Origin of the sequence: Aeromicrobium wangtongii, from assembly GCF_024584515.1 — a bacterium.
GTDB classification, from domain to species: domain Bacteria; phylum Actinomycetota; class Actinomycetes; order Propionibacteriales; family Nocardioidaceae; genus Aeromicrobium; species Aeromicrobium wangtongii.
Genome location: NZ_CP102173.1, coordinates 180345 through 204512, shown reverse-complemented (window position 1 = coordinate 204512; position 24168 = coordinate 180345). Strand labels below are relative to the sequence as shown.

General features: G+C 70.0%; 29 protein-coding genes and 1 tRNA gene. 14 read left to right on the top strand and 16 right to left on the bottom strand.

The genetic code is table 11. The features are described from left to right. The first annotated feature begins 32 nt into the window (after positions 1 to 32). Positions 33 to 494 carry a MarR family winged helix-turn-helix transcriptional regulator gene (locus NQV15_RS01030; protein ID WP_232403028.1) on the top strand — a complete coding sequence of 154 codons (462 nt, stop codon included), beginning with the start codon at positions 33 to 35 and terminating at the stop codon, positions 492 to 494. Positions 495 to 519: 25 nt separating this feature from the next. Here the strand turns inward: NQV15_RS01030 and NQV15_RS01025 are convergent, their stop codons facing one another. Beyond that, positions 520 to 1335: a phosphatase PAP2 family protein gene (locus NQV15_RS01025; protein ID WP_232403027.1), complete on the bottom strand. Its 816-nt coding sequence runs from the start codon at positions 1333 to 1335 to the stop codon at positions 520 to 522. Between the two features lie 257 nt (positions 1336 to 1592). On the opposite strand from NQV15_RS01025, the gene NQV15_RS01020 reads away from it, so the two are divergent. After that, complete coding sequence (locus NQV15_RS01020; protein WP_232403025.1) at positions 1593 to 1895, top strand: type II toxin-antitoxin system VapB family antitoxin; 303 nt, start codon at positions 1593 to 1595, stop codon at positions 1893 to 1895. Beyond that, the gene (locus NQV15_RS01015; protein ID WP_232403023.1) at positions 1892 to 2407 is read left to right on the top strand and encodes a LytR C-terminal domain-containing protein; all 516 of its coding nucleotides are present in this window, start codon (positions 1892 to 1894) and stop codon (positions 2405 to 2407) included. The genes NQV15_RS01020 and NQV15_RS01015 overlap by 4 nt, the downstream gene beginning before the upstream one ends. Before the next feature lie 4 nt (positions 2408 to 2411). Here NQV15_RS01015 and NQV15_RS01010 read toward each other — a convergent pair whose 3' ends face one another. After that, entirely contained in the window at positions 2412 to 3902 is a 1491-nt protein-coding gene (locus tag NQV15_RS01010) for a potassium/proton antiporter (RefSeq protein WP_232403021.1), read from the bottom strand. 141 nt (positions 3903 to 4043) lie between these two features. Between NQV15_RS01010 and NQV15_RS01005 the strand changes: the two genes are divergently transcribed. Continuing rightward, on the top strand, positions 4044 to 4775 hold the full coding sequence (locus NQV15_RS01005) for an alpha/beta hydrolase family protein (RefSeq protein ID WP_232403019.1): 732 nt from the start codon (positions 4044 to 4046) through the stop codon (positions 4773 to 4775). A gap of 65 nt (positions 4776 to 4840) precedes the next feature. On the opposite strand, the gene NQV15_RS01000 is transcribed toward NQV15_RS01005, so the two are convergent. From NQV15_RS01000 to NQV15_RS00985, 4 genes are all read right to left on the bottom strand, one after another. Continuing rightward, positions 4841 to 5014, bottom strand: coding sequence for a CsbD family protein (locus tag NQV15_RS01000; RefSeq protein WP_232403017.1), 174 nt, complete (start codon positions 5012 to 5014; stop codon positions 4841 to 4843). A 68-nt stretch (positions 5015 to 5082) separates the two neighbouring features. Further along, a complete protein-coding gene (locus NQV15_RS00995; RefSeq protein ID WP_232403015.1) occupies positions 5083 to 5517 on the bottom strand; it encodes a hypothetical protein in 435 nt (144 codons plus the stop codon). Between the two features lie 9 nt (positions 5518 to 5526). Continuing rightward, positions 5527 to 6471: a sensor domain-containing diguanylate cyclase gene (locus NQV15_RS00990; RefSeq protein ID WP_232403013.1), complete on the bottom strand. Its 945-nt coding sequence runs from the start codon at positions 6469 to 6471 to the stop codon at positions 5527 to 5529. A gap of 117 nt (positions 6472 to 6588) precedes the next feature. After that, positions 6589 to 7746: a MalY/PatB family protein gene (locus NQV15_RS00985; RefSeq protein ID WP_232403006.1), complete on the bottom strand. Its 1158-nt coding sequence runs from the start codon at positions 7744 to 7746 to the stop codon at positions 6589 to 6591. A 110-nt stretch (positions 7747 to 7856) separates the two neighbouring features. Here NQV15_RS00985 and NQV15_RS00980 point away from each other — a divergent pair, with 110 nt between their 5' ends. The 3 genes from NQV15_RS00980 to NQV15_RS00970 are packed head-to-tail and all read left to right on the top strand — an operon-like array spanning position 7857 to position 10551. Then, positions 7857 to 8939, top strand: a complete 1083-nt coding sequence (locus tag NQV15_RS00980; protein ID WP_232403003.1) for a ferredoxin reductase — start codon at positions 7857 to 7859, stop codon at positions 8937 to 8939. Between the two features lie 23 nt (positions 8940 to 8962). Further along, the gene (locus tag NQV15_RS00975) at positions 8963 to 10150 is read left to right on the top strand and encodes a fatty acid desaturase family protein (protein WP_232403002.1); all 1188 of its coding nucleotides are present in this window, start codon (positions 8963 to 8965) and stop codon (positions 10148 to 10150) included. Then, the gene (locus tag NQV15_RS00970) at positions 10147 to 10551 is read left to right on the top strand and encodes a hypothetical protein (RefSeq protein ID WP_232403000.1); all 405 of its coding nucleotides are present in this window, start codon (positions 10147 to 10149) and stop codon (positions 10549 to 10551) included. The genes NQV15_RS00975 and NQV15_RS00970 overlap by 4 nt, the downstream gene beginning before the upstream one ends. Positions 10552 to 10603: 52 nt before the next feature. Here NQV15_RS00970 and NQV15_RS00965 read toward each other — a convergent pair whose 3' ends face one another. From NQV15_RS00965 to NQV15_RS00935, 7 genes are all read right to left on the bottom strand, one after another. Next, positions 10604 to 11476 carry a hypothetical protein gene (locus NQV15_RS00965; RefSeq protein ID WP_232402997.1) on the bottom strand — a complete coding sequence of 291 codons (873 nt, stop codon included), beginning with the start codon at positions 11474 to 11476 and terminating at the stop codon, positions 10604 to 10606. A 109-nt stretch (positions 11477 to 11585) separates the two neighbouring features. After that, positions 11586 to 12632 carry a lipoate--protein ligase family protein gene (locus tag NQV15_RS00960; RefSeq protein ID WP_232402995.1) on the bottom strand — a complete coding sequence of 349 codons (1047 nt, stop codon included), beginning with the start codon at positions 12630 to 12632 and terminating at the stop codon, positions 11586 to 11588. A 29-nt stretch (positions 12633 to 12661) separates the two neighbouring features. Continuing rightward, positions 12662 to 13525 (bottom strand): aldo/keto reductase, encoded by an 864-nt coding sequence (locus tag NQV15_RS00955; RefSeq protein WP_232402994.1) that lies wholly within the window; start codon positions 13523 to 13525, stop codon positions 12662 to 12664. Between the two features lie 42 nt (positions 13526 to 13567). Beyond that, entirely contained in the window at positions 13568 to 14005 is a 438-nt protein-coding gene (locus NQV15_RS00950) for a nitroreductase family deazaflavin-dependent oxidoreductase (RefSeq protein WP_232402992.1), read from the bottom strand. Between the two features lie 54 nt (positions 14006 to 14059). Continuing rightward, positions 14060 to 14851, bottom strand: coding sequence for an adenylate/guanylate cyclase domain-containing protein (locus NQV15_RS00945; RefSeq protein WP_232402990.1), 792 nt, complete (start codon positions 14849 to 14851; stop codon positions 14060 to 14062). 39 nt (positions 14852 to 14890) lie between these two features. Then, positions 14891 to 16135, bottom strand: coding sequence for an NAD(P)/FAD-dependent oxidoreductase (locus NQV15_RS00940; protein ID WP_232402988.1), 1245 nt, complete (start codon positions 16133 to 16135; stop codon positions 14891 to 14893). Between the two features lie 239 nt (positions 16136 to 16374). After that, complete coding sequence (locus NQV15_RS00935) at positions 16375 to 16683, bottom strand: hypothetical protein (RefSeq protein WP_232402986.1); 309 nt, start codon at positions 16681 to 16683, stop codon at positions 16375 to 16377. 190 nt (positions 16684 to 16873) lie between these two features. Between NQV15_RS00935 and NQV15_RS00930 the strand changes: the two genes are divergently transcribed. Next, positions 16874 to 17374, top strand: a complete 501-nt coding sequence (locus tag NQV15_RS00930) for an Lrp/AsnC family transcriptional regulator (RefSeq protein ID WP_232402984.1) — start codon at positions 16874 to 16876, stop codon at positions 17372 to 17374. 26 nt (positions 17375 to 17400) lie between these two features. Here NQV15_RS00930 and NQV15_RS00925 read toward each other — a convergent pair whose 3' ends face one another. Further along, positions 17401 to 17928, bottom strand: coding sequence for a hypothetical protein (locus NQV15_RS00925; RefSeq protein ID WP_257125076.1), 528 nt, complete (start codon positions 17926 to 17928; stop codon positions 17401 to 17403). Between the two features lie 261 nt (positions 17929 to 18189). Between NQV15_RS00925 and NQV15_RS00920 the strand changes: the two genes are divergently transcribed. The 3 genes from NQV15_RS00920 (at position 18190) to NQV15_RS00910 (ending at position 21333) form a co-directional block, all read left to right on the top strand. Then, positions 18190 to 19155, top strand: a complete 966-nt coding sequence (locus tag NQV15_RS00920; RefSeq protein WP_232402980.1) for an alpha/beta fold hydrolase — start codon at positions 18190 to 18192, stop codon at positions 19153 to 19155. After that, positions 19155 to 20093, top strand: a complete 939-nt coding sequence (locus tag NQV15_RS00915; RefSeq protein ID WP_232402979.1) for an alpha/beta hydrolase family protein — start codon at positions 19155 to 19157, stop codon at positions 20091 to 20093. The genes NQV15_RS00920 and NQV15_RS00915 overlap by 1 nt, the downstream gene beginning before the upstream one ends. A gap of 238 nt (positions 20094 to 20331) precedes the next feature. Next, the gene (locus NQV15_RS00910; protein ID WP_232402977.1) at positions 20332 to 21333 is read left to right on the top strand and encodes a resuscitation-promoting factor; all 1002 of its coding nucleotides are present in this window, start codon (positions 20332 to 20334) and stop codon (positions 21331 to 21333) included. Between the two features lie 89 nt (positions 21334 to 21422). On the opposite strand, the gene NQV15_RS00905 is transcribed toward NQV15_RS00910, so the two are convergent. Beyond that, entirely contained in the window at positions 21423 to 21731 is a 309-nt protein-coding gene (locus tag NQV15_RS00905; protein ID WP_232402975.1) for an EthD family reductase, read from the bottom strand. Positions 21732 to 22005: 274 nt separating this feature from the next. Next, positions 22006 to 22092: transfer RNA gene (locus NQV15_RS00900), tRNA-Ser, on the bottom strand. A 79-nt stretch (positions 22093 to 22171) separates the two neighbouring features. Here NQV15_RS00900 and NQV15_RS00895 point away from each other — a divergent pair. The 3 genes from NQV15_RS00895 to NQV15_RS00885 all read left to right on the top strand — a co-directional run bounded on the left by NQV15_RS00895 (position 22172) and on the right by NQV15_RS00885 (position 24166). Next, the gene (locus tag NQV15_RS00895; RefSeq protein ID WP_232402974.1) at positions 22172 to 23221 is read left to right on the top strand and encodes a dipeptidase; all 1050 of its coding nucleotides are present in this window, start codon (positions 22172 to 22174) and stop codon (positions 23219 to 23221) included. Between the two features lie 2 nt (positions 23222 to 23223). Further along, entirely contained in the window at positions 23224 to 23859 is a 636-nt protein-coding gene (locus NQV15_RS00890) for a nucleoside/nucleotide kinase family protein (protein WP_232402972.1), read from the top strand. A 172-nt stretch (positions 23860 to 24031) separates the two neighbouring features. Continuing rightward, positions 24032 to 24166: a hypothetical protein gene (locus NQV15_RS00885; protein ID WP_255670273.1), complete on the top strand. Its 135-nt coding sequence runs from the start codon at positions 24032 to 24034 to the stop codon at positions 24164 to 24166. Positions 24167 to 24168 lie beyond the last annotated feature (2 nt).

Here is a 24168-nt window from a genome sequence, read left to right as displayed (position 1 = left end):
TTCATAATCATAACAGCCGATAGAGTGAGGGAGTGCCCCCGAAGGACGCGCCCTCGAGCGCTGCGCTGGCCCAGCTCGCCGATGCCGTCGTCGAGCTGGCGCACCAGCTCGACCTGCGCAGTCCCGAGCTGCGCGACGTCGTCCCCCTCACGGGCACCGAGATCGCCGTGATCCGCCAGATCCACCGGGCTCCCCGATCGACACCGAGCCAGATCGCCGAGAGCACCGGCCTGCGGCGCAGCAATGTGAGCACGGCGATCCGGGCCCTCGAGGCCGGCGGGCTCGTGGTGCGCGAACAGCTCGCAGGCAATGCCCGATCAGTCGCACTCGTGCCGACAGCGCGAGCCGCCGAGAGCGTCGCCCGCATCAACGCCTACTGGGCGGCCCTGCTCCACGACGTCCCGGCAGATCTGCTGCGCGCCGGCGTCGAGGCCGCTCCGGCCCTCGCCGGCATCTCCCGGGCGATCGTCCGACGCGCCGATCCCGAGCGCTAGCGGCGGCGTCCCGGGGGCGCGGGCGTCAGGGTGTGGGGGTGCTGACCGGCTGTGGTTCGTCGTGCGCAGCCGGCGTGGGCCCACCGCGTTCCCAGGCCAGGACGGCGCCGAAGGCGACCAGCACGACCATCCAGCCGACAACGGCGTCGACGAGCCAGTGGTTGCCGGTGCCGACGATCACGATCGTCATCATGAGCGCGTACGCCAGCCCCAGGCCCTGCACGATCTTGGGGACGCCGGCCATGATCAGCACGACCGCGACCCACAGCGACCATCCGGCGTGCAGCGACGGGAACGCCGCCAGATCGTTGGTGATGTCGCCCAGACCCTTGGGCGAGGAACCGTTCTGGCTCCACCAGCCGATGTCCGAGTGCATGCTCAAGATGTCGTGATACCCGCCCTGCACGAGCCGCGGCGGCGCCGTCGGCATCAACAGGTAGAACGTGAGCCCGATCATCGAGGCCAGCACGATGGCCCGGCGAGCGGTGACGTACAGGGCTCCGCGGTGGTACAACCAGATCAGCACGCCGAGGGTGACCAAGTAGTGCGTCGTGGCGTACCAGTAGCTGGACGCCACACCGATCCAGTCGTGGGCCAGGAACTGGTCGTTGAGCCACTTCTCGATGTCGATGCGCCACGACTTCTCGAACGTCAGGATGTCGAGGGCGCGTCCTCGGGCCGGGGCGAAGGCCTCGGACGCGAAGGTGCGGGTGATGCAGTAGCCGATGTACAGGACGCCGAGGAGGGCGATCTCGAATCCAGCTCGGCGGACAGCCGGGACCATGCGCGAGGATCGGCTGGGCTCGACAGCTGTTGCCGCCGCCCGTGTCGACTGCGTCATCGCGCCTCCTGGTGTCCGGACCGGTCCTGAAACCGGCGGAACGACGCTCACCAGCGCCGCCTTCGTGCCCCCATTGTTCGCGATCTCGGTTGTCCAGCACAACCGGAGACCACCCTGACATGGGCCCCGAGACCGTCTCAGGGTCTTCTCATCGCACGATACAGGCGCCCGCCAACGTTTTTCCGAACAGGTTGCCGACCCGCCGTCATCGCGGCAGGTCGGTGCCGGACGCGGCGGTGTCCGTCTAGACTGAGGTGGTGATCTTCCGAAGGGTGAGCGAGGGACGCCCCTATCCGGAGCACGGGCTGACACAGAGCGCGTGGGCCGAGATCTCCCCTTCCCAGGTGCGACTGGACGATCTCACGACGACCAAGACCAAGCTCGACCTCGAGCACCTGCTCGACGACGACTCGACCTACTTCGGCGACCTGTTCGCCCACGTCGTCAGCTGGCGTGGCGAGCTGTTCCTCGAGGACGGCCTGCACCGCGCGCTGCGAGCCGCGCTGCAGCAGCGCAACATGCTGCACGCCCGGGTCCACTCGATCGGAGGTCGGCGATGAGGACCGGTCTGCGCGCGCTGACGCTCCTGCTGTCGGCGGCGATCTTCGTGGTCGGCAGCGTGATCGGTTTCCGGATGCTGACCGCGAGCCCCGAGGAGGCCGCGGCCGCCGAGACGTGCACCAGCTCGGTCGTCGCCGCCGGCAGCCCGCTGGACAGCAATGTCGTGACGGTCAATGTCTTCAACGCCTCGAACCGCTCGGGACTGGCCAACCGGGTCCGGATCGACATGCAGGCCAATGGCTTCCTCGGCGGACAGATCGGCAACAGCACGAGCGCGACCAAGCCCAAGAAGGTCGCGATCCTGACCGGTGACAAGGACGACCCGCGGGTCAAGCTGGTGGCGGCCCAGTTCCGCGACAAGGTCGAGTACGCGGCGCCGGACATCCCGGTCGAGTCGGGCATCACGGTCGTCGTCGGCGACAGGTACCGCGGGCTCAAGACCGAGGCCACCACGACGATCGAGACCGATCGCGACATCTCCGTGTGCGTCCCGGTCGTCCCGCTGCCCTAGGACGCTAGCGGGACTCGCGGCCCCAGCCGGCGAGGCGCCCGTACCGGCCGACGGCCCGCAGCCGCGCCTCGGCGGCCTCGCGCACGGACCGCTCGGCGACGATCAGCAGGTCGTCACCGATCCCGATGCGGTCGGTGCGGTGCGGCACGAAGGTCCGGTCCTTGCGCACGATCAGCGAGATCGACGCACCGACCGGCAACCGGAGCTCACCCACCTCGACGCCGGCCAGCTTGGAGTCGGCCGGGACGTGGATCTGCAGCAGATCGGCCGAGACGCGCTCCAGCGGTGCCGCCTCGACCTCGACGTCCCGCGCCGCATCGGTCAGGACGCCGCACGCTGCGGCGAGCTGGGCCAGCGGGGCCGCCTGCAGCAGGGTGTAGATGACCACGGCCACGAACACGACGTTGAACAGGTCGCGGGACCCGGCGACACCGGCCGACAGCGGGATGGTGGCCAGCACGATGGGCACGGCGCCACGCAGCCCGGCCCAGCCGACGAAGATCTGCTCGCGGGCGCTGCGGCCGAACCACACGGCGCACGCCATCACCGTCAGCGGGCGCGCGACGAAGGTCAGGATCGCGCCGACCACGAGGCCGTGCCAGACGTGCCACCACTGCAGCTCGTCGGGGCTGGCGAGCAGCCCCAGCATCACGAACAGGCCGATCTGCGCCAGCCAGCCGATTCCCTCGACGAACGAGCGGGTCGCGGTGCGGTGCGGCAGCTCGGCATTGCCCAGGATCAGCGCGGCGACGTAGACCGCCGCGAAGCCACTCGCGTGGACGCCCGCAGCCGCACCGTAGGCCAGCACCGCGAACGCGAAGACGACCAGTGGGTACAGGCCGGACGCCGGCAGGGCGACCCGGCGCAGCAGGTAGGCGCCGAGCCAGCCGATGGCCAGGCCGAAGATCACTCCGACGACGAGCTCGAAGACGATCAGGCCGATCAGGTAGCCCACGCCCTTGTCGGCGACCTCACCCGCGCTGACGGCCACGACGAGGACGACGATCGGGGCGTCGTTGAGGCCGGACTCCGCCTCGAGCGTGCCGGTCACCGAGGACTTCAGCGGAACGGAGCGCAGCACCGAGAACACCGCGGCGGCATCGGTCGGCGTGAGGACGGCGGCCATCAGGACCGACAGCTCCCAGTCCATCCGGAGGAACAGGTGGCAGCCGAGGGCCACGACGACGACACTGACCGTCGAGCCGAGGGTCGCCAGCAGCAGCCCGTAGCCCAGGTTGGGCTTGACGTGCTCCCACTTGGTGGTCAGACCGCCCTCGGCCAGGATCAGCACCAGACCGCCGAACCCCAGGGCGTGCGCGAGCTCGACGTCGGCGAACTCGATGCCCAGGCCGGAGCTGCCCAGCAGCAGCCCCAGGGCGAGGTAGACCAGCAGGGACGGCAGACCGGCCCTGACGGACAGACGGACGGCGAGGATGGCCAGGATCAGGACCCCGGAGCCCACGAGGAGGTACTGGTCGAGCTCGTGGACGTCCACCGGGGCCTCCTTCCAGGGCTCGAACCGTCTGCCGATCCTATCGGTCGTTCGGGACCCCCTGTCCGTGTCGGGTGGCGGTGGACACCGGCGTCCGCTTGGCTGGCCCCGTGCCGGTGGACGGCACCCGAGGCGGGAGGCGACGTGGAGACGATCAGGTACGGCCCGGAACCGTCGCAGCTCGCCGAGCTGACCCGTCCGTCCGGCCGGCCGAAGGGGGTCGTGGTCGTGATCCACGGGGGCTTCTGGCGGTCGCGGTACGACCTGTCGCTGGGGCGCCCGCTGGCGGCGTCGCTGGCCGCGGAGGGCTGGGCGGCGTGGAACGTGGAGTACCGGCGGGTCGGCAACGGGGGTGGCTGGCCGGGGACGTTCGACGACATCGCGGCGGCGATCGACGCCCTGGCCGACGTCGACGACCTCGACACCGGATCGGTGCTGACACTCGGCCACTCCGCGGGAGGGCACCTGGCCGTGTGGGCCGCCGGACGGGCGCGGCTCGCCGGGCCCCCGTGGGGACGGCCGCGGGTCGCCGTGACCGGCGCGGTCTCGCAGGCCGGGGTGCTGGACCTGGCGGCCGCCCACGACGCGAACCTCGGGACGGGCGCCGTGCAGGACTTCATGGGCGGGTCCCGGGACGACCGCTACCGGCTGGCCGACCCAGCGGCGATGATCCCGCTGGACGTCCCGGTGCGGTGCATCCACGGCACCGAGGACGACGTCGTGCCGTTGTCACAGTCGACCGGCTACGTCGAGCGGGCGGTGCGGGCCGGCGCGGACGCCGAGCTCACCGAGGTCGCCGGCGACCACTTCGTCCTGATCGACCCGGCATCGGCGGCCTGGGCCAGGACCCTGCAGATCCTGACGGCCCTGGGATAGCTCCGGACAGCAGTGAGCGCGCCGACCGTCATGTCGCGGTCGGCGCGCTCAACGCGGGATGACGCTCAGTGCTTGAAGGCGTCCTTGATCTTCTCGCCGGCGTCCTTGATGTCGGACTTGGCCTGATCGCCCTTGCCCTGGTTCTTGAGCTCGTCGTCGCCAGTAGCGCCGCCGACGGCCTCTTTCGCCTTGCCCTTGGCGTCCTCGGCCTTGTTGCTCATCTTGTCTTCGAGTCCCATGGTGGGCTCCTTTCGTCGACTTCCCGGGACGTACCCGATCCCCGGCCCGGCAATCGCCGCAGCTGCGATCATTCGTCGGGACGCGCCTCGTGGTGGCGCCTGCCGTGGGTCCGCCGGTCCTCCTTCATCTCGGCCTCGAACAGGTGGGTCCGGCCCCCTGCCAGCGCATCGCGCGCCGCCTGCTCGTGCCGCTTGAACGCCTCGTAGTAGGTCGCGTCGTAGTCCTCGACGATCTGGAAGGTCCAGCGGCCCTCGATGACGTTGCGGCCGACCAGATCGGTCTCGATGTCGTCGGCGAGATCGTCATGGCCGGCCTCGCGCAGCAGGTCGACGGCGTCACCGAGCAGCAGATCGGCGGTGCCGCTGCGGCGGTGGAAGGTGTACAGGTGCCCGCGCGCCTCCTCGACGGCCTCGAGCGCCTCGCTCAGCTTGCCGAGCGCCTCGACGGTCCCATCGCTGACGCCGTCGGGTCGCGTGTGTCGGTCATCGGGTCCGTGGTCCATGGGGCCACGCTAGGACGGCCGGAGGTTCTCGGCACCCCGGCGGGTGGCCTTGTCGACGTACATCCGCCGGTCGGCCCGCTCGACCAGGGAGAGGCCATTGTCACCGGGCTCGGCCATGGCGATCCCGGCCGACCAGGCGCCGGGTGACGAGGACGCCATCCTCCGGACGAAGCTCTCGGCCTCCTCCTCGCTGGTGTCGGGCAGGACGAACAAGAACTCGTCGCCGCCGGTGCGTCCCACGTCGTCGCCGCCCCGGATGGCGCCCAGCCAGTGCCGGGCGATGGTCTCCAGCAGTTGGTCGCCGGCGTGGTGGCCGAGCGTGTTGTTGATCTCCCGCAGCCCGTCGAGGTCGATCGCGACCACGGCCAGGGGCCGGTGCCGCCGCAGGGCGCGATACAGCTCGCGGTCGACGGTCTCGGTGATGCCGAGCCGGTTGAGCGTCCCGGTCAGGGGGTCGGTGCGAGCCAGCCGATCCATACGGTGCTTGACCCGCGAGAAGACCTCGGCAGCGAGGAGCGTCTGCAGGGCCAGCGACACGGCGAACGGGACGAGCGACGGCTCGTCCCGGTGCAGGATCCCGGCGAACCACCAGGCCGTCCCGAGGAACAGCACGACCCGGGCGCGGGCGAGGTCCAGGAACCACACCATGAACACACCCACGATCGGCAGGGCCGTCCCGTTGGCGAAGGCCCCCAGGTCCAGGTGCGTCGTCCAGGTCAGGCAGCCGATCGTGAACAGCTGCACGCCCGACAGCGCGAGCGCCTCCGTGGCGGTGAACCGCCGCCCCCGGGCCAGGACCCAGACGAACAGGACGAAGGCGATGACCGCCAGCACGACGATGACCCCTCGCGGGTTGCGGCCCGGCTGCCAGGCGATCGCACTGAGCACCAGCAGCAGGCATCCGCAGCCGTACATCGTCGCGGCCGCGACGGTCAGCTGTGGCAGTGAACGCAACCACTGTCCAAGCCGCGCCGATGTCGATTCCATGCTGTCTCCCTGCCGGAATCCTAGGGGCGCGGAGCGTCGGATCCGGGCGGGAACGCCCAGAATGACTCGACCGGACCATGCCGGCTAGTCCGGGTGCCCGGCCACCGATGCCATGCGGGTGATCGCCTCGGTAAGGATCTGCGGCGAGGTCGCGATGTTGAGCCGGACGTGCCCGGCGCCTCCGGTCCCGAACGGCAGCCCGGAGTTGACCGCGACCCGTCCCTGCTCGAGGAAGGCCGCGGCGGGATCGTCACCGAGGCGAAGGTCGCGACAGTCCAACCAGGCCAGGTAGGTCGCGTCGCCCCGGGCCCAGCGCACGCCGGGAAGATGCTCGGCCAGCAGCTCGGCGAGCAGCGCACGGTTCTCCGCGAGATCGGCCTGCACGGCGTCCAGCCACGCGACGCCCTCGCGCAGGGCGACGGTGTGCGCGATCATCCCCAGGTGGCTGGGGCCGTGCGAGACGATCTCGGGCAGGCGCTCCAGGTCGCCGGCGGCCCGCTCCCCCGCGATGATGACCGCCGCCTTCAGGCCGGCCAGGTTCCAGGACTTCGACGCCGACGTCACCGCGAAGGCGTCCTCGGCACCCGGGATGCTCAGGTAGGGCACGAAATCCCCGGGGACCAGCGGTCCGTGGATCTCGTCGACCACGACCCGGACGCCATGGGTCGCTGCGAGCGCCGCGACAGCGGTCAGCTCGGTCATCGTGTGGGCGACCGCCGTCGGGTTGTGTGGATTGCACAGCAGGTACGTCACCGGACGCCCTGACCCGCCGGCAGTGAGGAATGCCGCTTCGAGGGCTCCGAGGTCCAGGCGTCCGTCCTCTCCCAGTGGCGCCTCGACGATCATGCGGTCGGCGTGCTCGGTGAAACCGAAGAACGGCGGGTAGACCGGCGGGTTGACGACGACCGGGTCGCCGGGAGCCGAGACGAGGCGGAGCACCTCGGACAGGCCGGTCATGACGTCGGCGGCGTAGGCCGTGCGCTGCGGGTCCAGCCCCGTCCACGACCAGCGGTCGGCGGCGAAGTCGGCCAGCGCCTCGGCATATCCGTTGCCGTGCGGATATCCGGTGTCACCGGACTCGACGGCCCTCTTGAGGGCGTCGACCACGGGCCGGGCCGGCACGACGTCCATCTCGGCGACCCACAGGGGCAGCACGTCGGGCGGGTACTCGCGCCACTTGAGGCTGGTGCGGGCTCGCAGGGTGGTCTCGTCGAGGTCGCGGAGGGGGTGCAGGTGGCGCATGTCTCCCATCATCGCGGCAAAAAGGGACTGAGGTCCTGTTGCATCCCCCCACCGAAAATGTCACTCTGAGTTACACCACGAGTGAACGCGTGTACACCGAAGGGCAGGCCATGGCTCCGCTGATTGAACGCACGTCCGCGCTGCAGCGTCTCCGCACGCTCGGCAAGGGGCTCACCACCCCGTTGTCGCCCGATGACTATCTCGCCCTCATCAACCCCCTGTGGACCCAGCGCGAGCTGCGCGGTCGGGTCGAGAAGGTTGTTGCGGAGACCGAGAACGCCGCGACGCTGGTCATCCGTCCCGGCTGGGGATGGTCGTTCGACCACGCCCCCGGCCAGTACATCGGCATCGGCGTCGAGATCGATGGCCGCTTCCACTGGCGCTCGTACTCACTGTCGTCGGTGCCGCTGGTCGAGGGCAGGACCGTCAGCATCACGGTCAAGGCCATGCCCGAGGGCTTCTTGTCCGAGCACCTGGTCAACGGCCTCGAGCCGGGCACGATCGTGCGTCTGGCCACGCCGCAGGGCGACTTCGTCGTGCCGGACCCGCCGCCGGAGAAGATGCTGATGCTCGTGGGCGGCAGCGGCATCACGCCGATCATGTCGATCCTGCGCACGCTGGACCGCCGGGGCTCCCTGCCGGACGCCGTGCTGTCGTACTCGGCACGCCACCGCGAGGACATGATGTTCCACGACGAGCTGCACGAGCTCGCCCAGCGCGCCGAGCACCTCACCTTCGTCCCCCGGTTCACCGACGACGAGGGCATGCTCGAGATCGAGCGCCTCGACGACGTCTGCCACGACTGGATGGAGCGCGAGACGTGGGCGTGCGGGCCCGCACCGATGCTCGACGCGCTCACCGACCACTACCGGCGCCTCGGCCGCGAGGACCACCTGCACGTCGAGCGCTTCAACCTCGCGGTCACCGACGGCGGCGAGGGCGGCACCGTCACCTTCGGCGTCGGCGGCCCGACCGTCGAGGTCGACGGCGCCACCACGCTGCTCGACGCCGGCGAGAAGGCCGGCGTCAACATGCTGTTCGGCTGCCGGATGGGCATCTGCCACACCTGTGACGTGCCACTGGCGTCCGGCCGCGTGCGCGACCTGCGCAGCGGCGACGAGCACGGCGAGCCGGGCGAGTACGTCCAGACCTGCATCTCGGTCGCTGCCGGCGACTGCACCCTGTCCCTGTAAGACGTAACGAGAAGGAGAGCCACATGGCGTTCTCAGACGTCCGTGAGTACACCCACCTGACCGACGAGGAGATCGAGGCGATCGGCCGCGAGCTCGACGAGATCCGGGCGGAGGTGGAGGCATCGCGTGGCCAGGCCGACCGTGACTACGTCACGCGCGTCATCACGTTGCAGCGCCGCCTGGCGGCCGCCGGCCGCATCACGCTGTTCGCCAGCTTCTTCCCGCCGGCGTGGTTGCTGGGCACCGCGATGCTCGGCTCGGCCAAGATCCTGGAGAACATGGAGATCGGCCACAACACGATGCACGGCCAGTGGGACTGGATGAACGATCCGGAGATCCACTCCAGCAACTGGGAGTGGGACACGACCCAGCCGGCCGAGCAGTGGAAGCACTCGCACAACTACATCCACCACCAGTTCACCAATGTCCTCGGCCACGACAACGACATCGGCTACGGCATCCTGCGCATGTCGCGTGACCAGAAGTGGACGCCCTACAACCTGGGGCAGCCGGTCTACAACGCGCTGCTCGCCCTGTTCTTCGAGTGGGGCGTCGCGCTGCACGACCTGGACATCGAGGCGATCCGCAAGGGCCAGAAGGATCCGAAGCTGCTCAAGAAACAGCTCAAGCAGATCGGCGACAAGGTCGGCAAGCAGGCGTTCAAGGACTACCTGATGTACCCCGCCCTCAGCGGACCGTCGTTCTTCCACACGCTGTCGGCCAACGTCACCGCCAACATCATGCGCAACGTGTGGTCGTACATGATCATCTTCTGCGGCCACTTCCCCGACGGCGCGGTGCACTTCACCGAGGAGGAGCTCGAGGACGAGACCCGCGCCGAGTGGTACCTGCGCCAGATGCTGGGATCGGCGAACTTCGAGGGCGGCACGCTGCTGCACCTGATGAGCGGTCAGCTCGGCTACCAGATCGAGCACCACCTGTTCCCCGACCTGCCCAGCAACCGCTATGCCGAGATCGCGGTCAAGGTCAAGGACATCTGCCGGCGCTACGACATCCCGTACACGACCGGGCCGCTGCACAAGCAGTACGGGCAGACGCTGCGCACGATCATGAAGCTGTCGTTGCCCAACCGGCGCACCGAGGACAACCCGGCACCGATCGCCCCGCGCGAGCGCCGGCGGCTGCGCGACGACGAGCGTCCCACCCGCCGCTCCGAGCTGGGCAAGTGGTCGCGGGCGGCGACGGCATGACCGTGTCGGCCGATCCGCACACCGCACCCTTCGCGTGCCGGGACGACGACGGGGTGGTCGATCACTCCGTCGTCGTCCGGCGGCGCGCGATCCAGTGCGCCCTGAGCCGGATCTGCGGCGTGTGCGGCCAGACGCTGTCCCGGCCGATCGCCTTCCTCGGCCCCGAGGACGAGGCACTGGACGGGCTGTTCACCTTTCCACCCGCGCACGTCGAGTGCGCCGAGGACGCGCTGGAGCGGTTCGCGGCGTTCGGGGACGGCGTCCTCAGGCAGCCGCAGGCCCCGCGGCGCTGGGTGCTGGTGACGACCGCCGGCTTCGACCTCGTCCGTCCGGCCCGCCGCGGCGAGCCCGTCCGCTTCCGCCCCAACAGCGTCCTCACCACGACCGCGCGCTGGCCCTGACCGCTGGGCCTGACGTTTTTGCAGACACGCCGCCGGCGTGTTCGTAAATTCGTCAGGCCCAGCGTCGTGCGGCGGGCCAGGTGCGCCACCAGTCGGGCTGGACGAGCGTCCAGTCACGGCGCAAGCTTCGCGCTGCGTCCCGATGCGCCGAGGCCAGTCGGCCAACGGTTGCCCAGCGGTCCTGGTGATCCAGGGACGTCACCCGGCACACCACCAGCCCGGCACGCTCGAACCTCTCCTCGCGGACGTTGTCCAGCGTGTGCTGCTCGGCCGCGCGGTGGTGAGCCCCATCGGACTCGATCACCAAGCCGGTGGCGGGGTCGATCAGGTCGGCGACGCCCAGGAGCGCGCCGCTGACGTCGAACACCGGGACGTTCACGAGCAGGCCGGACAGGCCTACGTCCAGCTCGGCCAGCAAGCGCGTCCTCGTCTCCCACGGACTGGCCGACCGTGGGCTGCTCATGGCCAGCGCCTGCCGCGCCTGGGCGATGCCCCGCGTCTTGTGATGGGACTCGACCACCGCGGCCACCGCGTCGAGGGTCGTGTGCGGCATCCCAGAGGTCGTGCTCGTGGCCATGTCGAGCACGACCACGGCCTCACGGACGCCGACCGCCACCCGCATCTCGTCGTACGCTGCGCGGGCCAGGGTGGTGACGGCGAATGACCCCCGGGCCAGCGTCTCGTCAGGATGCACCCGGCCCTCGCTGGGTTCGATGCCGGGACGCACCCGCAGCTGCGATCCCGGCAGGCAGTGAATCAGCACGTCCCGATCGTCGCCGGAGCGGTCCAGGCCGTCGAACCACGTGTTGCCCTGGACCCGCAGCGCGGCCCACCCACCCAGGGCGTTCGCCGGGCCCATCAGCGCGATCGCGACGGAGATACGCGCCGCCGTAGGGTCCACCGAGAGGTATGCGGGCGCGATCACTCCGTGCACCGGATGCCCGTCCACATCCCCGCTGGGCCTGACGATTCTGCAGACACGCCGTCGGCGTGTTGGTAAAAACGTCAGGCCCAGCGGGGTTGGCGCCCGGACGTCAGGGGACGCGGGCGGTCCACTCCGGGGACTCGTACTTCTGCTCGGCGAGCTCTTTCGCCTCGGCCAGGGTCTCGTCGTCGATCTGGACCGTCGTCAGCCCGTAGCTCGCCTCGAAGTGGGCGAGCATCTCCGTGACGACCGCCTCGCGGCTCATGCCGGTCTGGCTGCGGATCGGGTCGACGCGCTTGGCCGCGCTGACGATTCCCTTGTCGCTGAGCTTCTCGCGGCCGATGCGCAAGATGTCGAGCATCTTGGTGGCGTCCATGTCGTACGACATCGTGACGTGGTGCAGGACGACCCCGCTGGCCAGCCGCTTCTGGGCGGCGCCGCCGATCTTGCCCTGCGGCGAGGCGATGTCGTTGAGCGGCACATAGCTGGCGTCGATGCCCAGGTCGCGCAGCGCCCGGATGACCCAGGCGTCCAGGAAGGCGTAGGAGTCGGCGAACGAGAGCCCCTCGACGAGCGTCGCCGGGACGTACAGCGAGTACGTGATGGTGTTGCCGGGCTCGACGAACATCGCGCCGCCGCCGGAGATGCGTCGCACGACGGTCGCCCCGTGCCGGGCCGCCGCCTCGAGGTCGACCTCGTTCGACAACGACTGGAACGAGCCGATGATGACCGCGTTCGAGGCCCACTCCCACACCCGCAGCGTGGGGCCGCGCCGGCCGTCGCCGACCTGGCGGGCGACGACCTCGTCGATCGCCATCTGCATGGGTGGGTGCTGCGGGCCGGCCTCGAGGAGCTCGAACCGGTGGTCGTGCCACGCGGTCGAACGACCCAGCGCCCGCAGCACGGCGTGCGCCACCGCCGGCGGGTCGAAGCCGACCATCACCGCCTGGCCTCGGCCGCGTTCGACGGCCTCGACGAGCCGGCCGAGGCTCGCATCGGCGGGCAGGCCCTCCAACGCATCGGACATGTCGCCCAGCGCCTCGTCGGGCTCGAGGAAGAAGTCGCCGCTCAGGACGACATTGCGGATGGCTCCGTCGACGACGTCCAGGTCGACGACCACGAGCTTGCCGCCCGAGACCTTGTACTCGCCGTGCACGACGATCGTCTCCTTCGTGTCCGCCGGTGTCAGGCGATCTTGTCGAGCGCCGCGAACTGCTCGTCGGTCAGCTCGATGCCGGCCGCACCGATGTTGTCCTCGAGGTGCTCGATGCTCGACGTGCCCGGGATCGGCAGCATGACCGGCGAGCGCTTGAGCAGCCACGCCAGGGCGAGCTGCGAGGGCGTCGCGCCGTGCTCGGCGGCGAGATCGGCCAGCGGTCCGCCGTCCTTGACCAGGTTGCCGGTCGCCAGCGGGAACCACGGGATGAAGCCGATGCCCTGCTCGGTGGCGTAGTCCAGCAGCTGCTCGGCGCTGCGGTCGGTCAGGTTGAACAGGTTCTGCACGGTCACGATGGTCGCGACCTGCTGGGCCTGCTTGAGCTGGTCGACGTCGACCTCGCTGAGGCCGATGTGGCGGATCTTGCCCTCGTCCTGCAGCTTCTTGAGCTCGCCGACCTGGTCCTCCAGCGGCACCTCGGGATCGATGCGGTGCAGCTGGAACAGGTCGATGGTCTCCAGGCCCAGACGGCGCAGGCTCAGCTCGGCCTGCTGGCGCAGGTAGGCCGGACGCCCGACGGGCGTCCAGACGCTCGGGCCCTGGCGGGTCAGGCCGGCCTTGGTCGCGATGACGACGTCGTCGGCGTACGGGTGCAGCGCCTCGCGCAGCAGGTCCTCGGCGACCTCGGGTCCGTACGAGTCCGCGGTGTCGAAGAACGTCACGCCGAGCTCGACCGCCCGGCGCAGCACGGCGATCGCGGCGTCGCGGTCGCGCGGCGGGCCCCACACACCCTCACCGGTCAGCTGCATCGTGCCGTAGCCGAGGCGCACGACCGGCAGGTCGCCGCCGATCTGGAAGGTTCCGGACGGGGTGGCGGAGAGTGTCGAAGTCATGCCAGGTTCAAGGAGGCCCGGCGACGGCTTATTCCAGAGCGCTCATTCGACGGGGGTCAGCAGGAAGACCGGGATCACCCGATCGGTCTTCTTGGCGTAGTCGGCGTAGGCCGGCCACGCCTCGACGGCGCGCTCCCACCAGATCTCGCGCTCCTGCCCGGACAGCTCGCGCGGCGTGTAGTCCTTGCGGACCGGGCCGTCCTGCAGCTCGACCAGCGGCGCGTTGACGATGTTGTAGTACCAGGTCGGGTGCTCCGGGGCGCCGCCCTTGGACGCCACCACCAGGTACTCGCCGTCGTGCTCGACCCGCATCAGGGGCGTCTTGCGGATCTTGCCGGACTTTGCGCCGAGGGTCGTCAGGACGATGATCGGCTTGCCCTGCAGCTCGTTGCCCTCGGCACCGTTGGTGCGTTCGAAGAGCTCGGCCTGGTCGCGGGACCACTTGTCGGGGCTCGGTGCATATTCTCCGGTGAGGGGCATGCCTCCATCGTGCCCCCGGCCGCGCCGCCCGACAACCGCAGGCAGGCAACCGCGTCAGCGCCAGTCCAGCAGGTGCAGGCGCTGCACCCCCGGGATGCCCTTGAGCGTGGCCTCGCGTGCCTCCAGGACGGTGGGACCATCCGGGGCGAGCGCGTCGATCACCGCATCGCTGACCAGCACCTCCGCCCCGTGGGCCTGGGCCGCGACCCGGGCGGCCAGCGCGACGTTGCGCCCGAACAGGTCGCCGTCGCGGTGCACCGCCGAGCCCCGGTGGGCACCGATCCGCACCCGGACGTCCGCGAGCCGACCACCCCTGGCCCGCGCGAGCGCGCGCTGGATGGCGCAGGCGGCGCCGACGGCCTGGGATGCCTCGGCGAAGGCGACCATGAAGCCATCGCCCTGGGTCTTGACGACGTGACCGTCGTGGGCGCGGATCGCCTTGGTCAGCAGCCGGTCGTGCCTGGCCAGCAGCTGCACCCAGCCGCGGTCGCCGAGGTCGTGGTTCAGCTGGGTCGAGCCCTCGATGTCGGAGAACATGATGGTCACGGTCCCGTCGGCGGCCGCCAGCTGCGCCAGGTCGGGACGCTCGACGTCGGCCCAGCCGGCGAGATCGTCGATCGAGCTGCGGATCGTCCCGGCGACCCCGTGCTCACGCAGCTTGATCGCGGTGCCGACGACGGTGCGGACCGCCTCGGACGGCGTGGGCACGGTCAGCCGGGGACGGGACGAGGCGTCCTCGAGCCACCGGACGCGGCGGCGCGCTCGCGACAGCGCCGCCGACTGGACGGCGAACAACCCGGTCAGCGCCGCCAGCGCCGCGGCGAGGACGATCTCGAGCGCGGACACGGCCCTACGGTAGCGGTCCTGAGCGCACCGGCGCCCGGTTCAGCGCAGCGGGTCGAAGGAGGCGAGTGACCCCTCGTCGCGCTCGCCGCACATCAGCTCGGCCATCGACCGGCCGCTGACCGGGCCCAGGGCGACACCCCACATGCCGTGGCCGCCGGCGACGTAGACGTGCTCGTCCCGTGTGCGTCCCAGCAAGGGGAGGCCATCGGCCGTGCACGGCCGCGACCCGACCCATTCCTCCTGCCGGTCGCGCCAGTCGATGCCGGGAAGGTGCGGTGACGCCGAGCGCTCGATCGCAGTGATGCGTCGCGGGTCGAGCGGGTCGTCGGGCGAGCGGAACTCCATCATCCCGGCGACCCGCAGGCGGCCGTTGGCCAGCGGGGTGCACGCCACGCGCGCCTCGGGCAGGTAGAGCGGAGCGGTGAGGCTCTCGGGACACGGCACGGAGAAGCTGTAGCCGCGACCGGCGACGACGCGTGTCCGCACCCCCTGCGGGCGCGCCAGCCGCGACAGCCATGCGCCGTTGGCCAGGACGACCTGGGACGCCTGCTCGGCCCGGCCGGAGTCGAGCCGGACGGCGGCACCACCGGCGGTCGCATCGACGCGCACGACCGCCGATCCGGTGATGATCCGGCCACCACGCTCGGCCACCACGTCGGCGAGCCGCTGGACGTACTGGCCGGGGTCGATGAACCGCTGGCCGGTGATGGCCAGCCCCGCGGTCAGACCGGGGCCAAGGTGCGGCGAGGAGTCGTGCAGGCTGCGCTCGTCGAGCAGGTGGTACTCGACCTTCTCGCCGATGCGGGCCAGCTGCTCGAGCTCGTCGACGAGGTGCTCGCGACCCCGTTCGTCGGCGAACGCCGCGGTGACCGCGGCGGCCTCACGGGTCGCCAGGCGCGCGTCGTGGTCGGCGAGCTCGGCGTACGCGCCGAGGGCCTCCCGGCTGAGCTGGACCAGCCGCCGCAGCGACCGCTCCCACCGCTCGGGCGTCGAGTTGCGCGTGAACGAGCTGAGGAACCCGGCCAGCCGCGGGGCGCTGCGCATCGGCAGGTAGACCGGGGAATCCGACTTCAGCGTCGCCCGGACGCCCGCGGCCAGCGTCGACGGGTCGTTGAGCGGCAGGGTCAGCGCCGGGCTGAGCCAGCCGGCGTTCCCGCGGGACGAGCCGGCCGCGACACCGGTCCGGTCGATCACCGTGACGTCGACGCCCCGCTCCTGCAGGTGCCACGCGGTCGACAGCCCGATCATGCCCGCGCCGACCACGATCACCGATCGCTGTCCCATGTCTTCCTCCGCTCGTGCGCCGCCGCGATGCGTCGATCCCGGGACGTCGTCCCAGTCTCACCAGCCCCACGTGTTGCCACCAGTCCCCGACGGACAAGTTGCGGCACGGTCTGTTGTCGGATCCGACAACTTCCACGAGCGGCTCTGGCGGCGCTCACACGTACAGGAAGGTCTCCCCCGGGTCGCGCAGGAGCCGTCCGACCTGCTCGGTGAGCGCAGAGGACATGGGATCTCTCGCCTCAGCCGGCGCTGAGCGCGTGGACGCGGGTGTCGAGCGCCGCGAACAGGCTCGTGTCGACGACGTCGACGAGGTTCTCGAAGCTCCGTACGACGGTCGACGCCTGCCGCGGGGCGGCGACGAAGCGAGCGCTGAAGACCCGCCGTCCGTGGGCGGGGCGGCCCAGCTCGGCGGCGACGACCTCCACCCCGCGACGGTGCAGCACCGACGCCATCGTCATCAGGTCGGCGCGAGCCCCGTCCGCCTGCAGGGCGACGGTCACGACGAACAGCCGTGGCCCGTCGGGGGTGTCGAGAACATCGGCGGACATGCGATCAGCTCATCTCGTGGTCGAGGGCGTCGCAGGTGGGCGACGGCGCATCTGGGTCGACTGCCAGTGGATCGCACCGACATTCTGATACCTAGATCATGTGCAGCCTGATCTGGGTGGTCAAGAGATGAGCCGACAACATGCCAATCTGCCATGCTGACGAGGACTGTGATCCTCGGAGGTTCTCACCATGACCAGCATCGACCAGCTCGACGCGCAGATCATCGGCCGCCTCACGGCCAACGCCCGGATCGGCATCGCCGAGCTCGCTGCCGAGCTGGGGGTCAGCCGGGCGACGGTCCAGACGCGCATCCGGCGACTCGAGGAGACCGGCGTGCTCGTGGGCTTCCAGCCGATCATCAACCTGTCCGCGGTCGGGATGCCCGTGCAGGCCCTGGTGAGCCTGGAGATCGACCAGCGTCAGATGCCGGGGGTGGTCGCGGGACTCAGGGACCTGCCGGAGGTGCTGGAGATCAAGATCCAGGCCGGCCGGGAGGATCTGTTGGTCCACGTCGCGATCAGCTCGCTCGAGGCGCTGCAGGTGCTGACCGCCTCCATCGTGGAGATCGACGGCGTCCGCAAGACGACGTCGACCTTCTCGGTCGCGACGCCGATCCCCTTCCGGGTGCAACCTCTGCTCGACCACATCACGGCCGGCGTCGGATGGGGCAGGTCGACGCCGGCGCCGTAGCGGGCGTCGGCCTGCCCCGGGCGAGCTCACTTCTCGGGGCGAACGTCCTTCAGCCCGTCGGCCGGCATCGCCTGCGCGACGTCCGGGCCGCTGCTGTAGACCACCGGGTTGTCGTCGACGGGCGCGGCGGGCTCGTCCAGCGTCGCAGCCGGCTTGGTCGGCGCCGCCTTCTTGGCCGGCGTCTTCTTGGCAACGGCCTTCTGTGCGGCGGTCGCCGACTTCGCGGCCTTCTTCGGGGTCGCCTTCTTGGCCGGCGCCTTGCGGGCGGTGGCGCGCTTCGCGGTCTTCTTCGTCGCGGGGGTGGCCGTCGCCGGCGCCGGATCGGCCATCGTCGTCGTGGCGCCGGGGGTCGGCGCCGCCTTCGGGGCAGGCGGCTGCTTCACCGGCGCGGCGTCGACGTCGGGCTTGGGCGGGGTGATGTCGACCTTCGCGGTCGGAGTCGGCGTGGGCCGCGGCGCGGGAGCGGGCCTGGGGGGCGCGGTGTCCTCACCGGGCAGGACGAGGTGCAGCAGGGCGGTCGCGCCGCTCACCCCTGCTTTGACGCCTGTCTGCACGACGGCGACGGTGAGCGTCTGAGCCAAGGAGAGCGGGACTTTCACGATGCTGGGAATCACGGGTGCTCCAGTTCGAGTCGGTGGGAGTTGCTCCATTTCTACCCGTATCACGGCCGATCACACCCGCCCTGCGGGGCAATCCTCCCGACGGACGGAGATCGGGATGCTTGACGCCCGCTCGCCGGCATCCCTATCTTCACTTTCATATATCATCTAGCGCCGTTCCGGCTCGCTGGAACGGCGCTTCACATCGGGGGAACCATGAAGAAGCAGACAAAGACATTCTTGGCCGGCGTGCTGGCGGCCGCCACCACGCTGGGCGGGCTGGTCGGCCTGGCGCCGGGGGCCCAAGCCGCTGACGTGGCGTGCAAGAACTACTCGTCGTCGACCAGCTCGTGCGTCAACACCCAGATCGTCATCGACGGGGAGAGCCACAGCGCCGACTGGTACCTCCCACAGGCCGGCGCCTCGGCCCTGATGGTGCTCAACCACGGCTTCAGCCGCGGCTGCGGCAACCTGCGCGGCACCAGCAAGGCGGTCGCCGAGAAGGGTGTGATGGTCCTGTGCGTCAACGGCGACATGACGGCCGGCAACCCCGAGCTCGCAGATGCCCTCGGCGATCTGATGACCCGGCGCGCGCTCACTCCCCCGAACGGGAAGACCCTGCCGCAGCGCTACATCGTCGGCGGCCACTCGGCCGGCGGCCACTTCGCCAGCGAGCTCGGCGCCCGCATCGACGCCAATGGCTACAGCAACTTCGCCGGCGCGATCCTGTTCGACCCGGTCGCTTCCGGCGGGTTCACCGCCAACCTGCAGGCCATCTCCAAGGGAGCCACCCGCCCGGTGCTCGCGGTGACCGCCCGCCCGAGCGTCACGAACCTGTTCAACAACTCCGCGGAGGCCCTCGTCGGCCTGGCAAGCAACTACGTCGGCATCCAGCTCGTGTGGACCAAGTACTCGCTCGGCACCCCGTCCGGCGGCAGCTGCCACATCGACGTCGAGGGTGAGAACACCGATCTCATCGGCGTCCTCGGCGCCGGCTGCTCGGCCAATGCCACCCAGACCGCCCGGCTGCGCGACTTCGGCTCCGCCTGGGCCAAGGACCTCGCGACCGGGACCCGTACCGCGGCGTACTACTGCGACGACGCCAATGTCGTCTCGACCTGCGGTTCCAAGGTCAAGTCGCTGGTCGACCTGAGCCTGCCGCTCGCCGCCCCCATCCGCTGATGTCCGGATTCACTGCACGGCCCGTCCGGGCACTGTCGGCCCTGCTCCTGGCAGCCATGGTCGTCGCGATCGCCCCGAGCCCTGCGTCAGCGGCCAGCTCGGGTCCGGTCACGACCACTGCGGTCTCGACCTACCAGAGCCAGATCACCAACGACGGCACGAACGTCTACTACCCGACGAACGCCACCGGCAAGCTGCCGGTCGCCCTGCTGCTGCAGGGAGGGAAGGTGAACCGGAACTTCTACAGCAAGTACGCCTCGGCCGTTGCGTCGTACGGGTTCATCGTGGTCACGCCGAACCACAAGCGTCTGAACTTCTTCGACCTGGACTACTACACGTCCACCAGCCAGGTCGGCGAGACATTGGCGTGGATGGCCGCGGAGAACGGCAAGGCGTCCTCACCGCTGCACGGGCGCATCGACACCGGGACGATGGTGCTGCTGGGGCACTCGTTCGGTGGCGCCACTGGGCTCAGCATCTCCGAGGACAAGTGCTCGATCCCGTTCTGCACGACGTTGTCGTTCGATCTGCCCGCAGCGGTGAAGGCGGGATCGTTCTACGGCACGAACAACGCGATCCTGGGCATCTACCCGAGCATCGACAACCAGATCCCGGTCCAGCTGGTCCAGGGTCAGTCCGATGGCATGGCCGAACCCGACCAGGCGGAGAGGACCTACGCCAAGCTCGCCAACGGGCACAAGCAGATCGTGCGCGTCAGCGGCGCCAACCACTACGGCATCACGGACGTCCAGAACCCGTCCGGCGCGGAGGCCGAGGTGAACGACCAGGGCATCTCGCAGGCCGCCAGCATCGCGACGGCCGCACGGTGGTCGGCCCTGTGGTTGCGCGCCCAGCTGGGCGACACGGCCGCGGCAAGCTACGTGTACTCGACCGGGGACGCGGCCGATGCCGCGGTCACGGTGACGAGCGCTCCGTAGGACGGCGCGGCACCAGCAGCTCCGATAACCCCGATCCTGCCCGCAACCCGGGTCAGGATCGGGGTTATCGGCCTCTTGCGCCGGTACAGAAAGTGATTCGCGTCACGCGCTCTCAGGCGGGAACCGGATTCGAGACAGATTGATGAAGGGGTTTGGGCGCCGCTGCGGCTTGTCCGGCGAGACACAGTGGGGAAGGACTGAAACGCACCAGAGCACAAAGACACGAAGGGGCGTGCCCATGCGCACACCGACCAAGTACCCGACCAAACGCACCGTCCTCGCCGCCAGCGCGGCGACAGCCGCAGCCGCCGCAGTGGCCGCTGGGGCCATTGGTCTCAACAACAACTCCGGCGCCGAGGCCGCTCCGTTCACCAAGCTGGCGATGACCGCACCCGGCCAGCTGCAGGTGGACGGCGAGCCGGCCAGCACCATCGTTCGCACCGACGCCTCCTTGGCCCGTCAGATGGCTGACATCTACCCGGGCGCCGACATCAGCGTCTCCCGTTCCGCGGAGCGCCCGACCCTGAAGGTCATCACCCCGAGCGACGTCACCGTGATCGCTGACGGGACGAAGAAGACCGTCACCACGACCGGCCTGAAGTCCCGGGACGTCCTCGCGGACGCCGCCATCCCCCTGGGCAAGCACGACAAGGTCTCCATCAAGCGACCCGAGGACCGTCCTGCGGAGGGCTTCGGCGACGGCGCCACGATCCGCGTCGTCCGCGTCGCCTACGACGTGTCGTACAAGACCCGCACCCTGGAGCCCGGCACCGTGACCCGCAAGGACGCGAGCCTTCCCGCCGGCACGCGCAAGAAGGTCAGCTCCGGCAAGGAAGGCGCCCAGCGGATCAGGGTCACCAAGGTTCTTCACGACGGAGACCTCACCCGCACCGTCCGCAAGGTCCGGTCGCAGAAGCCTGCCAAGGACGCGGTGATCCTCGTCGGTACTGCGCCCAAGCCTCGTCCGGCCGCCAAGAATCCCGGATCGGCTGCCCCCAAGCCGTCCTCCGACGGCCTGAACTGGGCCGCCCTCGCCAAGTGCGAGGCCGGAGGCAACCCGAAGGCGTACAACGCCGCCGGGTACTACGGGCTGTACCAGTTCGACCTGCAGACCTGGCGGTCCGTCGGGGGCAGCGGCAAGCCCAGCGACGCGTCAGCGTCCGAGCAGACCGCGCGGGCGCAGAAGCTGTACGCCTCCCGCGGCGCGAGCCCGTGGCCGGTCTGCGGCAAGCAGCTCTGACGCCGCACACGCACGAGGTGCCAGACACCCCGGGCCCGGCTGCTCACGCAGTCGGACCCGGGGTGTCTGTCGTGCCGGGTGGTGCAGGATCAACCCTGCTCGACGTCGGCGAACACGATGCGCACACCACCTGTCGCGAGCTCGAAGATCTTCGGGAACAACGCGGCTGCCTCCTCGGTGGCGACGGCTGCGTTCGCGGCGTCGTAGTCCTCGAAGTACATGTCGAACAGGCGATAGGCCGGCGTCGGGCTGCCGTCCTCCTTGGGCCAGACCTTGGCTGCCTCGAACCGCTGCAGGCCCGGGAGATTCTTGGCCAGCCCGACCTGCTCGGGGTAGCCGGCCTCGAAGGCCGCCTCGTCCTGGGGGTTGTCGTAGATGATCGTGATCTTGGTGGTCATGATGGTTTCTCCTGATTCGTGTTGGTTGCAAAGGCGCCGGCCTGCCGCGCCCCCTCAACTTGCACGTTTCGGCCGTTCCATCTATGAGTGGCAACCGCGTAGGAGACAGTCGAATTCCCCACCTTGGCAGGGAATTCGGAGAACCTCGCGAGCTGGACTGCGCTGACAGCAGGGCGCGTACCTGCAAAAAGGGTGTGCCCAGAGCGGCCTTTCGACCAACGAGAAAACCCCCGACTACACTGCAATTCCAGTGAAATCGGGGGTTCTCATCGTGCGGTGGCGGTGGGATTTGAACCCACGGTGGGCGTGAACCCACACAACATTTCGAGTGTTGCACCTTCGGCCGCTCGGACACGCCACCGCGGAAAACCTTACCGGACCGTCCTCGCCTGCCCGAAACCGCCTGTTGTTTGCGGCACCTCGTCTGCGAGGGTGGAGCGATGAGCACCGATCTGACCCAGCCGGCGGCGATCGAGGCGTCAGGGCTCGCGCCGCTGATCGACGGCCACAACGACCTCGCGTGGGCAGCTCGCGAGACCCGCGCGTACTCCGTCGCAGGCCTCGACGGCGACATGACCGGCACGTTCCACACCGACATCGCCCGGCTGCGGCGCGGCGGTGTCGGCGGGCAGTTCTGGTCGGTCTACTCGCCGTCCGACATCCCGGCGGCCGAGGCCGTGACGTACACGCTGGAGCAGATCGACTTCGTGCACCGGCTGATCGAGCGCTACCCGGACGACTTCGCGTACGCGTGGCGCGGGGACGACGTACGGCGCGCCTGGCGCGAGGGGCGCATCGCCTCCTTGCTCGGCGCCGAGGGCGGGCACAGCATCGACGGCTCGCTGGCCGTCCTGCGCGAGCTCGCGCGCCTCGGCGTCCGGTACATGACGCTGACCCACAACGACAACACCCCGTGGGCTGACTCGGCGACCGACGAGCCCGTCCACGGCGGGCTGACCGACTTCGGCCGCCAGGTCGTCGCCGAGATGAACCGGCTCGGCATGCTGGTCGACCTGTCCCACGTCGCCGCCACGACGATGCACGATGCGCTCGACGTCTCCACCGCGCCGGTCATCTTCAGCCACTCCTCGTGCCGCGCCGTGACGGATCATCCGCGCAACGTGCCCGATGACGTCCTGGAGCGGCTGCCCGCCAACGGTGGCGTCATCATGATCGCGTACGTGCCCTTCTTCGTCAGCCAGAGCGTGGCCGACTGGTCCACCGGCGACTGCTCGTCGGCCATCCCGGCCAGCACCGTGGACGATGTCGTCGCGCACATCGAGCACGCCAGGGACGTGGCCGGCATCGACCACATCGGCATCGGCAGCGACTACGACGGCGTCGACGTGTTCCCCGATCGGATGGGGGACGTCACGGGGCACGCGGTGGTCCTCGACCGGCTCGCCGAGCGTGGCTGGTCGTCCGGCGACCTGGCCAAGCTCATGGGCGACAATCTCCTGCGGGTCCTCGACGCCACCGGCGGCAGCTGACCGTGCCCGGGATCGACGACCTGGTGCAACGCGCCGCCGGCCTCGTTCAGCCTGACCGCCGCGCCCTGCTGGGCATCTGCGGCGCGCCGGGAGCGGGAAAGACCTCGCTGGCCCGGACCGTGGTCAAGCGGCTGCGCGCAGCCGGGGTGCCCGTGGCGCACGTGCCGATGGATGGCTTCCACCTGGCCGATGCCGCCCTGCGTGAACGGGGCCAACTGGCCGCCAAGGGCGCGATCCAGACCTTCGACGTGCACGGCTACCTGTCGCTGCTGCGCCGCCTGCGGACCGAGCGCGACCACGACGTGCTGGCGCCGGACTTCGAGCGGACGCTCGAGCAGCCGCTGGCCGCGGCGATCATCGTCCCGCCGGCCACGCAGATCGTCGTGACCGAGGGCAACTACCTGCTCGACGACACCGACGCGTGGCCGCTGGTGCGCGCCGAGCTCGATGAGGTGTGGTTCGTCGACCTCGACGACGGGCGCCGGCGCTCACGGCTGGTCGAGCGTCACGTGAAGTTCGGCAAGGACCGCGCGGCCGCCCAGGCCTGGGTCGACGAGGTCGACGAGCCGAATGCTCGCCGCGTCATCGCCCGGCGCGACACGGCCGATCTGGTGATCACCGAGCCCGCCCGGGGGTGACGCACGATGAGGGTTTCGGGCAGCCGGGGCAGCCCCTTTCCCTCATCCTGGGTCCCGTCCACGACGCAGGATAAGGATTTCGGGTAGCCAGGGCTACCGCAAACCCTCATCCTCGGTCCCCCGCCGGGGACCGGACGGGTGTGCGATCGTCGCCACGGGGTAGTTGATGGGTATGAAGTTCTTACGTGGAGTCGCCGCAGCCGGGATCGCCAAGAAGGTCTACAGCGAGGCGCGCAAGCCCCAGAACCAGGCCCGCATCAAGTCCGCCGTCGCCAAGGTGCGCCAGCGGGGCAACCAGCCCCGCTGACG